Genomic DNA, 13,449 nt, shown 5'->3' on the forward strand with positions numbered 1-13,449 from the left:
TGCTTCCGCCGTCATGAAGGAGTAGATCGGTGGCGCTCGATCCGCAGTTGCTGGACATCCTGGCCTGCCCGGACACCCATCACGCGCCACTGGACTACGACGCCGGCGGACAGACGTTGACCTGCACCGAGTGCGGCCGCATCTTCGACATCAAGGACGACATCCCGATCCTCCTCCTCGACGAGGCGCGCTCTCCGGAGCAGGCCGCTGGGGAGGAGAACTGATGGTCAACCCACTCGAGGGCTCGGCCGGCGTCAACGGTCACCGCGTCGCCGACGAGTCACTGCTGAACGACGAGAAGTCGATGCTCGGCAACGACCCGGGCGGCATGCTCCGGGCCACCGCCTCGGCCGGCGCCCAGGTCCGCGAGACCGCGGCGCTGGCCGCCGAGGTCGACCTGAGCATGCTCGCCGACGAGGGCCGGCCGCGCGCCGTCGTGGTGGCCGGCATCGGCACCGCCGGTCTCACCGGCAACATCCTGTCCACCGTCGCCGGCCCGCGCTGCCCGGTCCCGATCATCGGGCACCGCAGCGCCGGCATCCCCGGCTGGGTCGGCGCGGCCGACGTGGTGATCGCGGTGTCCGCCTCCGGCCGCAGCCCGGAGGCCCTCGCGGCGGCCGAGGCGGCGGCCCGGCGCGGCGCCCGGCTGGTCGCCATCGGCAACCCGGACTCCGAGCTGGAGGCGGTGGCCGAGCGGGCCCGCGCCCCGTTCATCGGCGTGCCGCGCCGCGCGCCGGCCCGGGCCACCCTGTGGGGCCTGGCCATCCCGGTGCTGCTGGCCGGTCGCGCGCTGGGCCTGGTCAAGGTGACCGAGGCGGACATCGCGGAGACCGCCACCCGGCTGGACGCCGACGCCGAGCGCTGCCGTCCGGGCGCCGACTCGTTCGTCAACCCGGCCAAGGCGCTCGCCCTCGGCCTGGCCGGCTCGGTGCCGATCGTCTGGGGCTCCTCGCCGCTGGCCACCGTCGCGGCCCGCCGATTCGCCGACACCCTGGCGGCGAACGCGCGGTACCCGGTGATGGCCGGCGCGCTCGGCGAGGCCGGTCGCGGCCGGGTGGGCCTGCTCGACGGCGTTTTCGGCGGTCTCGCCGAGGGCTCCCGGGACATCTTCGCCGACCCGGACGACGAGGACGAGGCGGTGACCCGGCTGCGCCTGGTGGTGCTGCGGGACGGCGGTCTCAACCCGGAGGACGACGCCGACGAGCCGGTCGCCGTCGAGGAGCGCCGGGCCGACGCCATCCAGACACTCGCCGATCGCCGTGGCGTACGCTGCGACGTGCTCACCGCCGAAGGCGGTTCGACGTTGGAGCGGCTCGCATCTCTGGTCGCGGTGCCCGACTTCGCGTCGTTGTACCTGGCCCTGGCCCATGGCCTGGACCCGATGGCGGTCCCGGCGATCAGCGAGATGAAGGAGCTGTCCAACCCGATGCCTGAGGGACTTTCGTGAGCGCTGAGGGCGGTACCAAGGCGATCATCGCGGCGCTCAGCGCCAACCTGGGAATCGCGGTCACCAAGTTCGGCGCCTGGTTCCTGACCGGGTCGTCGTCGATGCTGGCCGAGGCGATTCACTCGGTGGCCGACTCCGGCAACCAGCTGCTGCTGCTGGTCGGCGGCAAGCAGTCGCAGAAGAAGGCCACCCCGGAACACCCCTTCGGGTACGGGCGGGAGCGCTACATCTACGCGTTCATCGTCTCCATCGTGCTGTTCAGCGTGGGTGGGCTGTTCGCGCTCTACGAGGCGTACCACAAGATCCGGCACCCGGAGCCCATCGAGAGCTGGAAATGGGTTCCGGTCGCCGTGCTGGTGGTGGCGATCGCGCTGGAGAGCTATTCGTTCTACACCGCGATCACCGAGTCGAACCGGACCCGCGGCAAGACCTCCTGGGTGGACTACGTCCGCCGGGCGAAGGCGCCGGAGCTCCCGGTGGTGCTGCTGGAGGACGCCGGCGCCCTGGTTGGCCTGGTCCTCGCCCTGTTCGGCGTGGGGCTCACCCTGATCACCGGCGACGGGGTCTGGGACGGCATCGGCACCGCGGCGATCGGCATCCTGCTGGTGGCGATCGCCGCCATCCTGGCGGTGGAGACCAAGAGCCTGCTGATCGGCGAGGGCGCCAACCCGGAGACGGTCACCCGGATCGAGAAAGCGGTGCTCTCCGGCAACGGCATCGAGCGGATCATCCACATGAAGACGCTGCACCTCGGCCCCGAGGAGCTGCTCGTCGCCATGAAGATCGCGGTGCCGCGGACCGAGCGCGCCGACGAGGTGGCCCGGCACATCGACGAGACCGAGGTGCGGATCCGCGAGGCGGTCCCGATCGCCCGGGTGATCTACATCGAGCCGGACATCTACCGGGTCCGGGAAACGTCGGACAGCGGCGTGACCTCGGCACCACCCGCCACTGCCTGACAACTGCTAATTTGCCGGGTATGACCGTGTACCCGTTGACCGGAGTGATCCGGCCGTACGCCTGGGGCTCCCGGACCGCGATCGCCGAGCTGCAGGGCCGCCCGACCCCGACCGAGGGGCCCGAGGCGGAACTGTGGCTCGGCGCGCATCCGGGCGACCCGTCCACAGTGCCGGGCCCGGACGGGCCGGTCACCCTGCTCGACCTGATCGCCGGTGATCCGGCCGGGCAGCTCGGCGCGGGCGTCGCGGAGCGCTTCGGGGCGCGGCTGCCGTACCTGATGAAGGTGCTGGCGGCCGGCGCCCCACTGTCGTTGCAGGCCCACCCGGATCTGAAGTACGCCACCGAGGCGTTCGCCCGGCAGGAGGCGGATCCGGCGCTGCCGAAGAACTACACCGACGCCAACCACAAGCCGGAGATGCTCGTCGCGCTCACCCCGTTCGACGCGCTCTGCGGGTTCCGGCCGGCTGAGGTGGCCGCGGAGGTGCTGGCCGGACTGGACGTGCCGCGGCTGGAGCCGGTGGTCGGCGTGCTGCGGGCCGGGGAGCTGTCCGAGGCGGTCCGGCTGCTGCTCAGCTGGCCGGCCGAGGACCGTGGGGCGCTGATCGACGCCGTGGTCGCGGCGGCCTCGGCGCAACCGGCCGATCATCGGCACGCCGAGTCGTACCGGCTGGCGACCGACCTGGCCGGGCACTATCCCGGCGATCCCGGGGTGCTGGTCGCGCTGCTGCTCAATCTGGTGCACCTGGCGCCCGGCGAGGCGATCTGGATGCCGGCCGGGAACCTGCACGCGTACCTGGGCGGGATGGGCGTCGAGCTGATGGCGGCCAGCGACAACGTGCTGCGCGGCGGGCTGACGCCGAAGCGGGTGGACGTGGCGGAACTGCTCAAGGTGCTCCGCTTCGAGACGCTCGACGATCCGTTGCTGCACGGTGCCGAGGTGGCGCCGGGGGTGACGTCCTGGCGGGTACCGGTGCCGGACTTCGAGATGTTCCGGATCGAGCTGACCGGCGACCGGCCGCCGGTGCGGCTGCCGGGCCGGGGGCCGCGGATCGTCCTGGGGGTGGCCGGGGACGTGCACGTGGGGGAGGAGCACGGGGTTCCGGTGACGCTCCAGCCCGGTACGGCGGCGTACGCACCGGACGCCGCGGGTCCGCTGACCGCCGCAGGCTTGGGTGTCGTCTTCGTGGCTGCCGTTCCGGACTGAGTTCGTTCGCTTCGCGGAGGCACGGGTGTCCCGCGGGACCTGTGCCTCCGCTGCTTTGGCCGCGCCCGTCGGGGAGCGGCCTCGCGCCTTGTTCAGCTCCTCGCTGCGGCGCTGGTCTGCTGCGGCCGTCCACCGAGGCTTGTCCCCGGATCTGGTTGCCGAGAGCAAGTCCTGGCCGTTTTCGGACGAGCCACGCCCGAAATTTCTGCAAATAGCTTGACATAGCATGTGCGGAGTGTGAATCTATAAACACGCAGCGTCATTGGTGATCGGGGGGTCCCACGGACGCGCGCGGTACCAAACCGGGGGGATGAACGGGGCGGCGAGTTTCGACTCGTCGCCCCGTTCGCTATCCGCTCCAGCAGTCTCCGGGCTGTCCGCCTCGGCTGTCCCGGCTATCCGCGCCGGATGTGCCTTCGGGTCTCCGCCTCGTGGGTCTCCTCGTGGGTCGCCCGTTGCCGTTCCCTGTCGCCGGGATCGTCGCCATTTCTTCACGGCCCTTGCCGGGTGTATCCGTCTGGCGAGGGGGAGGCGCATGCGCGTGCCGTGTCCCTTCCCGGCCGGATAGCCGACGTTTGGGCCGGATAGGCGTTTTGCTGAGGCGCGCTCGGACTCGGTATCGCGGACCGCGGCGCCGGTTCCTGCTGGCTCGGCAGCCGTGGACTCGGCCGCCCATCCGCGGCGTCCTGCGTGCGTTTTCGGTCATCAGCAGTGCGCTTGGGCGTTTCAGTTCACCCGCGCAGGCGCGCGTCTCGCGCCATCCGGGACGGCGACGGTTCCGTGCCGGGCCGGTGCGGCTCCCTGGGCGGGGGCCAGGTGCTTTCGAGCCGGGCCGGAAATGGCGGATTCCCGGACGGGGTGGGAAATACTATCGTGCGGCGCTTCTGGGTAAGCCGGAAATGCCGCCGTATGGGGCGCATCCCCGGATGGGTGCGAAATGCCGCTGTGTGGCGCCCTGGGGGCGGGCCGAAATGCCCCTCGTTGGGCGCTTCTGGTTGCCCGGAAAGTGGCTCCTCGGGGCTTCGTCGGCCGGCGCGCCAATGACGTACCAAAAGCCTCTGATGTCTTTGTGGCGGAGTCGCGGTCCCGGGCCGCCGGGCGGCGCTCGATGCGTCGCGGGCCCGCGGGGACCCCCGCAAGCACGGACAATCCCCGAAAAGCCGCCCCCGGCCCCGCGCCGAAACGCCCGACCTCCCGGTTCACCTGTACGGATGACTAGGCGCTGCCGAGATCGATGGGCGAGGCGGCCCGTAACGAGCCGATGAGATTCGGTCATCGGGCCGTCGTGCGGTCACCTGACAAGCCCGCTACCAGCGCGTCGATTGGCGCGAGGTGACTGCCGTCACCACGCAACGACGGCCGTCATCGCCGGAAACGGGCGCTGCGGGTCCGCCGAGCGGGAACGGACAAGTCGCGCCCTTTCCCTGCTGATCGGCCATGCAACTTGCAATCGGCCATTGATGCGCCGATATGGTGGCTCCGTGGCGAGGCCGACATCGACAGCGCGCCGGGAACTCGGCGGCGAATTGCGCCGGCTCCGTGGCGAGCGCCGGGCGGTGGATGTGGCGACCGCGCTGGGCTGGTCGGAGTCGAAGCTGAGCCGGATCGAGACGGCGCACACCGGGATCACCGAGGCGGACCTGGACCGCCTGCTCACCCTCTACGGGGTGCTGGTGGAGGACCGCGGCCGCCTGCGTGACCTGGCCCGCCGCGGCCGGGCCCGGGCCTGGTGGACGCCGTACCGCTCGTCGATGCCGGATCCCTACGACGAGTACCTGGCGCTCGAGGCCGACGCCGTCCTGATCTCGCAGTGGGAGGCCCAGGTCATGCCGGGCCTGTTGCAGACCGACGAGTACGCCCGCGCGGTGATCGAGACCGGCGCCGACATCGACGACGCGGAGGTCATCCAGCGCCGTCTGGACGTGCGGATGGGCCGCCCCGAGCGGTTCTTCCGCAAGGATTCCGAGGCCCGCCTCAACGTGGTCCTCGACCAGGGCGTGCTGATGCGCGAGGTGGGCGGCCGGGAGGTGCTGGTCCGGCAGCTGCAGCGGCTGCTCGAGGCCACCGAGCAGCCCGGCGTCGAGGTGCTGATCCTGCCGTTCGAGGCCGGGGCGCACGCCGGGCTGACCGAGTCGTTCCTGGTCCTGGAGTTCGGTGAGGGTACGCGCAACCCGGTGGTGCACTCCGAAGGGCTGACCGGTGGTCACTTCCGGGTGAAGCCGGAGGAGATCGACGTGTACCAGGAAGCCTTCGATGACCTGCGGGAACGCGCTTTGTCGAAAGAACAGAGCCGAACGGTCATCGCTGAGTCGAGGGATCGTTTGGCTCGCTGAGCGCCTGCGGTGGGTTCCAATGGAGAGGCATTTCCAGGGAAGGAGAAACCATGCAGGACGCCACGATCACTTGGCGTAAGAGCAGCCGGAGTGGCGCTGCTGGGCATTGTGTCGAGGTCGCCAACACTCCGGTATCGGTTCTGGTGCGCGACTCCAAGGACGCCACCGGGCCGATGCTCAGCTTCGACACACGGGACTGGACCGGTTTCATCGCCGGAGTCCGAGCAGGAGAGTTCGACCGGCCCGGCGCGTAATCCTCGGGCTCATCGAATTGCGCGCCACGGGCGGTCCCGGACCGGGACCGCCCGTTTTCACGCCCTCACCGAGGGTTTCCGGGTCCTCACGGCCTTCTGAGAAAGGTGCGTTTTCGCGTAGGCTGCCGGGCAAGATCGCCCCCAGGTAGCGCGGGGGCCGGGAGGACAGTGCAATATTGGACCGCATGAGAGCCCGGGTACTGGTCGTCGACGACGATCCCGCGTTGGCCGAGATGCTCGGCATCGTCCTGCGCAGTGAGGGATTCCTGCCCTCGTTCGTGGCGGACGGCGAACGCGCGCTCGCCGCTTTCCGGGAGAACCGCCCGGACATCGTCCTGCTGGATCTGATGCTCCCCGGAATGAGTGGCATCGACGTGGCGCGCGCCATCCGTGCCGAGTCCGGCATTCCGATCGTCATGCTCACCGCGAAAAGTGACACCGTCGACGTGGTCCTGGGCCTGGAGTCCGGTGCCGACGACTACGTGGTCAAGCCGTTCAAGCCCAAGGAGCTGGTCGCCCGGATGCGGGCCCGGCTGCGCCGGGGCGAGGACGCCGCGCCGGAGATGCTCACCATCGGACCGCCGGGCAACCAGATCAACATCGACGTGCCGGCGCACACCGTGTCCCGGGACGGCGAGGAGGTCAAGCTCACCCCGCTGGAGTTCGACCTGCTGGTGGCCCTGGCCCGCAAGCCGCGCCAGGTGTTCACCCGGGAGGTGCTGCTCGAGCAGGTCTGGGGTTACCGGCACGCGGCGGACACCCGGCTGGTGAACGTGCACGTCCAGCGGCTGCGCGCCAAGATCGAGCCGGATCCGGAGCGACCGGAGATCATCCTGACGGTCCGAGGTGTCGGCTACAAGGCGGGCACCGGCTAGTCGGGACCGGGGGCTAACCTTGCCGCGAGATGCGTGCTCCGGCCTGGCTACCCCAACCCGTGCGCCGCGCCCTGCGAGTGGTGCGGCGCTACTGGCGTGTGATCGCTCTCCGGCTGGAGAGATACACCACGCCGGTCCGCCGCTCCTGGCGGCGCTCGCTGCAGGTCCGCGTGGTGACCCTGACCCTGGTGGCGTCCAGCCTGCTGGTCGGCACCTTCGGCTGGTTCATCGCGGACCGCAGCGCCGACATCCTGCTCAACCGCGCGCAGGACGAGGTCGCCGCCTCCGTGACGCGCAAGGTCGACTGGGCCGCCCAGCAGCTCAGTGTGCACCCGCAGGCCTATGACGCGGGCCTGCCCGCCACCATCAGCGACACCGCCAACGCGCTGTACGACGGTGAGCAGGCCGGGGACACCGGCACGCTGGTGTCGCTGCGCGCCGAGCACTTCAGCGCCCTGCGCCCGCAGACCATCCCCACTGTCGACACCACCGAGCTGATCACCCCCGAGCTGATCCACACGGTTGCCGACGACGCCAAGGTCGCCTGGCAGATCCGGACCGCCGAGGTGGACGGCCGCCTGACGAAATACCTGGTCTTCGGCTCGCCGGTGCCGGCCCAGTTCGGCCACCTCGAGCTCTACTACATGGTCCCGCTGACCACCGAGAACGCCGCGGCCAACCAGATCCGCACCATGGTGCTGGTCACCGGCCTGGCCCTGGTGATCCTGCTGGGCGTGGTGGCCGGCCTGGTCACCCGGCTGGTGGTCACCCCGGTCCGGGTGGCCGCGCGCACCGCGCAGCGGCTCTCGGCCGGCCTGCTCGACCAGCGGATGAGGGTGGACGGCGAGGACGACCTGGCGATGCTCGCCGCCGCGTTCAACCAGATGGCGGCGAACCTGCAGCGGCAGATCGTCCGGCTGGAGGAGATGTCCCGGTTGCAGCGGCGGTTCACCTCCGACGTGTCGCACGAGCTGCGGACCCCGCTCACCACGGTCCGGATGGCCGCCGACCTGATCTTCTCGGAGCGCGAGGACTTCGACCCGGCGGTGGCCCGCAGCGCCGAGCTGCTGCAGGCCGAGCTGGACCGCTTCGAGGGACTGCTCACCGACCTGCTGGAGATCAGCCGGTTCGACGCCGGGTTCGCCGCGCTGGACGCCGAGCACACCGACCTGGTGCCGATCGTGCAGCGGGTGACCGAGCGGCTCACCGGGCTGGCCGAGCGGGTCGGCGTCGAGCTGGAGCTGCGCCTGCCGGACTCGCCGGTGATCGCCGAGGTGGATCCGCGCCGGGTCGAGCGGGTGCTGCGCAACCTGGTGGGCAACGCGGTCGAGCACGGCGAGGCGCGGCCGGTGCAGATCACCATGGCCACCGACGACGCCGCGGTGGCGATCACCGTGCGCGACCACGGCATCGGTCTCAAGCCCGGCGAGGAGCGGCTGGTCTTCAACCGGTTCTGGCGGGCCGACCCGTCCCGGGCCCGGCAGACCGGCGGCACCGGACTGGGCCTGTCGATCAGCGCGGAGGACGCCCGGCTGCACGGCGGCTGGCTGGAGGCCTGGGGCTCGCCCGGCGAGGGCGCCCAGTTCCGGCTGACCCTGCCGGTCCGGGCCGGTGACCGGCTGGTCGCCGCCCCGCTGCCGCTGATTCCCCGGGACCGGACAGCGGAGGTGAGCTGACATGCGTGCCAGGCGGTCCGCCCCGACCCTGCTGCCGGTCGTCGCCGCGCTGGTGGCGTTCGCCGCCGGTGCCTGCGGGATACCCGACAACACCGGGGTGAAAGAGGTGGGCCCCGGCCGGTCCACCGGCGCCACCTCGGCCGGCGACGGCGACGTCGTCCAGGTGGACCGAGAGGACTCCGACGAGGCCCGGCAGTTCGCGGCGAACTACCTGCGGGCGGCGGCCGGCGACCTGGGTACCGCCGCCGACCGGCTGAAAAGCTTCATGACCCCGGCCGCGGCGGGCCGGTTCAAACCCGCCGGCGGTGGCCTGCAGGTGGTCCGGCTGGTCGGCGATCCGCTCACCACGCCGGGCGACAACGTGGTGTACGTGACGTACGAGCCGGTCGGCACGCTCGACGAGTTCGGGCGGCTGGAGCCGGCCCGGGAGACCCGCCAGGACACCTACGAGATCAAGGTGGGTCAGCTCGCCGGCAAGTCCGGGCTGTTCGTCACCGAGGCGCCGCCGGTGCTGCCGCTCGACGTGCGGGCGCTGCGCGGTTCGTACGTGCAGCACCCCCTCTACTACTGGAACACCGAGTACACCGGCCTGGTCCCGGACGTGCGTTACCTGCCGAAAGCACTGCCCGTCGAGCAGCGGCCGACCACCGTGCTGACCTGGCTGCTGAACGGGCCGTCCGCCTGGTTGTCGGTCGCCAACCTGCCCAAGGGCACCGCGCTCAAGGGCAACGTGCCGACCATCGACGACAACAAGCTGCAGATCGCCCTGAGCACCCAGGCGGGCACCGCCGACAACGCGGAGCAGTCGGTGGACCGGCTGCGCCGGCAACTGCAGTGGACGCTGCGCCCGCTGCTGCCGGCCGGCGCCGAGCTGGACCTGAAGATCGAGCACCAGGACGTCCGGGCCTTCAGCGGCGACGACTACCTGACCAGCAACCCGGCGGCCCAGCTGGTCGACGAGCCGGAGCGGTTCGTGGTCTACGGGGGCAAGATCCGCCGGGTCTCCGGGCAACCCTGGTCGGTCAACCCGGTGCCGGTGCTCAAGACCGAGGAGAACAAGGACGTCCTGGCCGCCGCGATGAGCACCGTGGGGACACGCACCTTCGCCGCGGTGGTGGTCAAGGCCGGCAAGGGCCAGGCGCTGCGGGTGGCCGGCGCCGCGTCCGGTGACCAGGCCCCGTTGCAGCCGATCAGCGGCCTGTCCGGCACGCTCGGCGAGCCGGTCTGGGCGCCCGCCGGGGACGCCGCCGACGGTTCCCCGGACGCCGCGATCGGTCTGATCATCGCGGGCGACAGGCTGTACGCCTTCCCGGCGGGCAAGGGCGCCGCGCGGCAGATCCCGTGGACCGGCCCCGGCAGCCGGATCACCTCGGTCGCGGTGGCGCCGGACGGCCGCCGGGTGGCCCTGGTGGTGGACGGCAAGCTGTACCGCGCGTCGTTCAGCCCCGGCGGGGACGCGCCGTCACTGGGCACCCCGCAGCAGCTCCGGCCCGCCTCGCTGGCCACGGTCAGCGCCGTCGACTTCAACAGCGAGGGCTGGCTGACCGTGGCCGGCGTGCGGGAGAACCAGCGGGTCACCATCGAGGACGTGTCGGTGGACGGCGCGCTGGAGGGCGACCGGCTGCCCGACCTGGGCAGCAAGGTGGTGGACTCGCTGAGCGTCTACCCCGCCAGCCCGCTGGAGTCCAACTCGTTCGACGGGCGGCCGTCGGTCCGGTCGGTCTGCTACACCTCCGACGGCAAGGCCTGGGAGGCGCTCTCCCAGCCGGATCAGATCAAGGCCGACAAGGTGGCCGGGCCGCCGGCGAACCAGGCCGCCGGTACCGTGCCGCTGGCGCCGTTCTACCTGGAATGACCGGGTTGCTCGGCGAGCTCGCCGATCTGGTCCTGCCGGGGGCCTGCGCGGGCTGTGGCACGGACCGGGAGCGGCTGCGGCACGGGGTCTGCCCGGCCTGCGTGGCCGAGCTGGAGGGGCTGGAGCCGCTCTGGTCGGCGCCGCGGCCCCGGCCGCCCGGATTTCCGCCCTGCGCGGCGGTCGGGCCGTATGCCGGGGCGCTGCGCGGGGTGCTGCTGGCGTACAAGGAGAAGGGCCGGCACCGGCTCGCCCGGCCGCTCGGCGCGCTGCTGGCCGGCGCGGTCGCGGCCGTCGCACCGCGCGAGCGCCCGGTGCTGATCATCCCGGTCCCGTCGACCCGTGCGGCCCGCCGGGAGCGCTACGGCGACCACATGTCCCGGCTGACCGGGTATGCCGTCGCGCGGCTGCGGGCGGCCGGGTGGACCGCCGCGGCCGGCCAGCCACTGCGTGCCCTGCCCAAACCTGACTCCACGTCACTGGACGCTGCCGCGCGGTCCACGGCGGCTGTCAATTCGCTGCGAATCATTCCCGCCCGAATCGGCGTTCTGCGGCGCGGCGGCGCGATGCGAGGCACGCTGGTGGTAGCGGACGACATCGTCACCACCGGCGCCACGCTGGCCGCCGCGGTACGTCGTCTAGAGGAGGCGGACATGCAGGTCACCGGCGCCGCAGTACTGGCAGCGACACAACTCCGCCGAAGCTGTCCGAGGATTTGACTTCAGTCACGCTTTCGATTGCCGATAGAGGCGAATGTCAGCCGTTGGTTATCCCAAACGAGGGGTGACGAGCGAGGATCGGCAGGTTAGCGTCTAGGTGACGAGGGTAGGGTTCATCAACTCACCCGCAAGATCCCTCGATGGACCGGGCGCGTTCTTTCCGCACCGGAAAGGAGGCTTCTCACTCACGTTTGCCGCGTCGCCCCATCTTCCAGGCGAGCGGCGTCCTTCTCAGGCAACACGATGCGCCGGTTACCGGCGCCCCACGAAGAACACGTTGGGGGAGGTCACGAGTGGACATTGTCGTCAAGGGCCGCAACGTAGAGGTTCCCGACCACTATCGAGAGCATGTCGCGGAAAAGCTGAGCAAGGTTGAGCGGTACGATCAGAAGCTGATGCGGGTCGATGTGGAGTTGTTCCACGAGCGCAACCCGCGCCAGTCGGACACCTGCCAGCGGGTCGAGATCACCGTCATGACGAAGGGTCCGGTGGTCCGCGCCGAGGCTCAGGCACAGGATTTCTACGCAGCTCTGGACTGCGCCATCAACAAACTGGACGCCCGGTTGCGCCGATCCGCAGACCGTCGCCGCGTCCACCGCGGACGGCACGCACCGGTCTCGGTCGCCGCCGCCACCGCGAACCTTCCCACCGACCTGACCAGGGGTGGCGCCGCCACGCTGACCGCCGAGCCAGAGGCCGAGGAGCTGGCCGAGCACGACGAGAATCAGCCATGGCGGATCGTTCGCGAGAAAGAGCACTCCGGCGAGCCGATGACCGTCGACGACGCGCTCTTCCAGATGGAACTCGTCGGGCACGACTTCTATCTGTTCCATGACAAGGAGAGCGGTCGGCCCAGCGTCGTGTACCGCCGTCGAGGCTACGACTACGGGATCCTCAGCCTGGCTGGGTGAGTTCCCCGCCGGAGGCCTGCCTCAGCAGGTCTTCGGCGAACAGCACGAACTGGACGTCGTCGTGACGGGTGCCGGCCACACCGGGCAGCCGGGAGCGCAGGTACGCCTCCCGCCGGAACCCGGCTTTCTCCAGCACCCGTTGCGACCCCACGTTGTCCGGTAGCGTGCCCGCGATCAGCCGGGCGATCCCGGTCTCCGCGAACACCCACAGCGACAGCAGCTTGGCGGCCCGGGTGACCAGGCCGCGCCCGCGGAAGGCGGGCAGCATGCTGTAGCCGATCATGGCCTGCCCGGTGCGCGGCTCCTGGTAGTACAGCGAGATCTGGCCGGCCGCGGCACCGCTCGCCGCGTCCACCAGGACCAGGTCGGCCCGGTGCCCGGCCAGCCAGTGCGCGGCCGCCCACGAACACCGCCGGCGCACCTCCTCCGGGCTCGGCGGCACCGGCGGCACGCTGGTCGCCACCACGTCCGGCTCGCTGTGCAGGGTGGCGTAGAAGCCCCGGTCGTCCTCGCCGAGCGGGCGTAGCGTCACCACGCCGTCGGACAGCTCACCGCCGGGCAGATCGGGCAGCAGCCGCTCCACCGGCTCGCCGGAGTCGCCGGCCAGCCGGCCGTAGACCAGCACGTCGTCGTGCCCACCGGCCGGGTTCGGCAGCGCGCCGCGCCGCTCACCCTCGCGGACGTAACCGGCGGCCAGCGCGACCCGCTGGGCCACCGGGTTGTCCTGGTGGATCAGCAGTTCGAGGCGCTGCAGCCGGGGCATGCCCGGCGCACCGGCGAAGACCAGCTCGCTCACCTCGCGCAGCGCGGCGGTCGCGACGCCCCGCCGCCGGGCCTGCGGCCCGACCCAGAACCGGGCCTGCCCCGAGCCGAGGTCGGGCAGCAGGTGGTCCAGCTCCACCGCACCGACCGGGCCGCCGGCGCCTTCGGCGACTATGGCGTACGAGTAACGGTTGCTCGTGGCGGCGGCGGACAGGAACCGGCGGCCCAGCCGATCGGCGCGGGCCGCGGCCAGCGCCGCCTCGTCGGAGCGGCCGGCGGCGCGCAGGCGTATCCCGGGGTCGCGCTCACCCCGCTGGTCCCCGCTGCCCCGATCCGCCCGGTTGTGCCGGTCGTCCCGCTCCGGCCGGCCGTGCCGGCTGTCCTGATCCACCGGGCTTTCGCCGCTCTCCTGATCCACGGAGCCATCCTCGCGCGGACGCGCCCGGCCGAGAAACA

Annotated in this window: 12 protein-coding genes; 11 read left to right on the top strand and 1 reads right to left on the bottom strand. The window is 71.4% G+C overall.

Features of this window, described 5'->3' with window-relative positions; translation table 11 throughout:
• Window positions 1-29 precede the first annotated feature (29 nt).
• From Actob_RS04440 to hpf, 11 genes are all read left to right on the top strand, one after another.
• Window positions 30-224 carry a Trm112 family protein gene (locus Actob_RS04440; RefSeq protein WP_284918776.1) on the top strand — a complete coding sequence of 65 codons (195 nt, stop codon included), beginning with the start codon at window positions 30-32 and terminating at the stop codon, window positions 222-224.
• Window positions 224-1,447: an SIS domain-containing protein gene (locus Actob_RS04445; protein ID WP_284918777.1), complete on the top strand. Its 1,224-nt coding sequence runs from the start codon at window positions 224-226 to the stop codon at window positions 1,445-1,447. The genes Actob_RS04440 and Actob_RS04445 overlap by 1 nt, the downstream gene beginning before the upstream one ends.
• Window positions 1,444-2,406 (top strand): cation diffusion facilitator family transporter, encoded by a 963-nt coding sequence (locus Actob_RS04450; protein WP_284918778.1) that lies wholly within the window; start codon window positions 1,444-1,446, stop codon window positions 2,404-2,406. Before Actob_RS04445 ends, Actob_RS04450 begins: the two co-directional genes overlap by 4 nt.
• A gap of 20 nt (window positions 2,407-2,426) precedes the next feature.
• Window positions 2,427-3,611: a mannose-6-phosphate isomerase, class I gene (manA, locus tag Actob_RS04455; RefSeq protein ID WP_407653562.1), complete on the top strand. Its 1,185-nt coding sequence runs from the start codon at window positions 2,427-2,429 to the stop codon at window positions 3,609-3,611.
• A gap of 1,481 nt (window positions 3,612-5,092) precedes the next feature.
• Window positions 5,093-5,944, top strand: coding sequence for a helix-turn-helix domain-containing protein (locus Actob_RS04460; RefSeq protein WP_284918779.1), 852 nt, complete (start codon window positions 5,093-5,095; stop codon window positions 5,942-5,944).
• 50 nt (window positions 5,945-5,994) lie between these two features.
• Window positions 5,995-6,198, top strand: a complete 204-nt coding sequence (locus Actob_RS04465) for a DUF397 domain-containing protein (RefSeq protein WP_284918780.1) — start codon at window positions 5,995-5,997, stop codon at window positions 6,196-6,198.
• A 185-nt stretch (window positions 6,199-6,383) separates the two neighbouring features.
• Window positions 6,384-7,073 (top strand): MtrAB system response regulator MtrA, encoded by a 690-nt coding sequence (gene mtrA / locus Actob_RS04470; RefSeq protein ID WP_122976451.1) that lies wholly within the window; start codon window positions 6,384-6,386, stop codon window positions 7,071-7,073.
• A gap of 29 nt (window positions 7,074-7,102) precedes the next feature.
• Complete coding sequence (gene mtrB, locus Actob_RS04475; protein ID WP_284918781.1) at window positions 7,103-8,749, top strand: MtrAB system histidine kinase MtrB; 1,647 nt, start codon at window positions 7,103-7,105, stop codon at window positions 8,747-8,749.
• Between the two features lies 1 nt (window position 8,750).
• The gene (locus Actob_RS04480) at window positions 8,751-10,604 is read left to right on the top strand and encodes an LpqB family beta-propeller domain-containing protein (RefSeq protein ID WP_284918782.1); all 1,854 of its coding nucleotides are present in this window, start codon (window positions 8,751-8,753) and stop codon (window positions 10,602-10,604) included.
• Entirely contained in the window at window positions 10,601-11,320 is a 720-nt protein-coding gene (locus Actob_RS04485) for a ComF family protein (RefSeq protein ID WP_284918783.1), read from the top strand. The genes Actob_RS04480 and Actob_RS04485 overlap by 4 nt, the downstream gene beginning before the upstream one ends.
• 293 nt (window positions 11,321-11,613) lie before the next feature.
• Window positions 11,614-12,231 carry a ribosome hibernation-promoting factor, HPF/YfiA family gene (gene hpf, locus Actob_RS04490; RefSeq protein WP_284918784.1) on the top strand — a complete coding sequence of 206 codons (618 nt, stop codon included), beginning with the start codon at window positions 11,614-11,616 and terminating at the stop codon, window positions 12,229-12,231.
• Here hpf and Actob_RS04495 read toward each other — a convergent pair.
• The gene (locus tag Actob_RS04495) at window positions 12,215-13,411 is read right to left on the bottom strand and encodes a GNAT family N-acetyltransferase (RefSeq protein ID WP_284918785.1); all 1,197 of its coding nucleotides are present in this window, start codon (window positions 13,409-13,411) and stop codon (window positions 12,215-12,217) included. The genes hpf and Actob_RS04495 overlap by 17 nt on opposite strands.
• Between the last annotated feature and the right edge of the window lie 38 nt (window positions 13,412-13,449).

Source organism: Actinoplanes oblitus (assembly GCF_030252345.1).
GTDB lineage: Bacteria > Actinomycetota > Actinomycetes > Mycobacteriales > Micromonosporaceae > Actinoplanes > Actinoplanes oblitus.

Excerpts from the sequence above, each read along its gene's own strand:
- Actob_RS04445 (WP_284918777.1), top strand. The coding sequence starts at position 224 with ATGGTCAACCCACTCGAGGGCTCGGCCGGCGTCAACGGTCACCGCGTC.
- manA (WP_407653562.1), top strand. The coding sequence starts at position 2,427 with ATGACCGTGTACCCGTTGACCGGAGTGATCCGGCCGTACGCCTGGGGC.
- Actob_RS04465 (WP_284918780.1), top strand. The coding sequence starts at position 5,995 with ATGCAGGACGCCACGATCACTTGGCGTAAGAGCAGCCGGAGTGGCGCT.
- mtrA (WP_122976451.1), top strand. The coding sequence starts at position 6,384 with ATGAGAGCCCGGGTACTGGTCGTCGACGACGATCCCGCGTTGGCCGAG.
- mtrB (WP_284918781.1), top strand. The coding sequence starts at position 7,103 with ATGCGTGCTCCGGCCTGGCTACCCCAACCCGTGCGCCGCGCCCTGCGA.
- Actob_RS04480 (WP_284918782.1), top strand. The coding sequence starts at position 8,751 with ATGCGTGCCAGGCGGTCCGCCCCGACCCTGCTGCCGGTCGTCGCCGCG.
- Actob_RS04485 (WP_284918783.1), top strand. The coding sequence starts at position 10,601 with ATGACCGGGTTGCTCGGCGAGCTCGCCGATCTGGTCCTGCCGGGGGCC.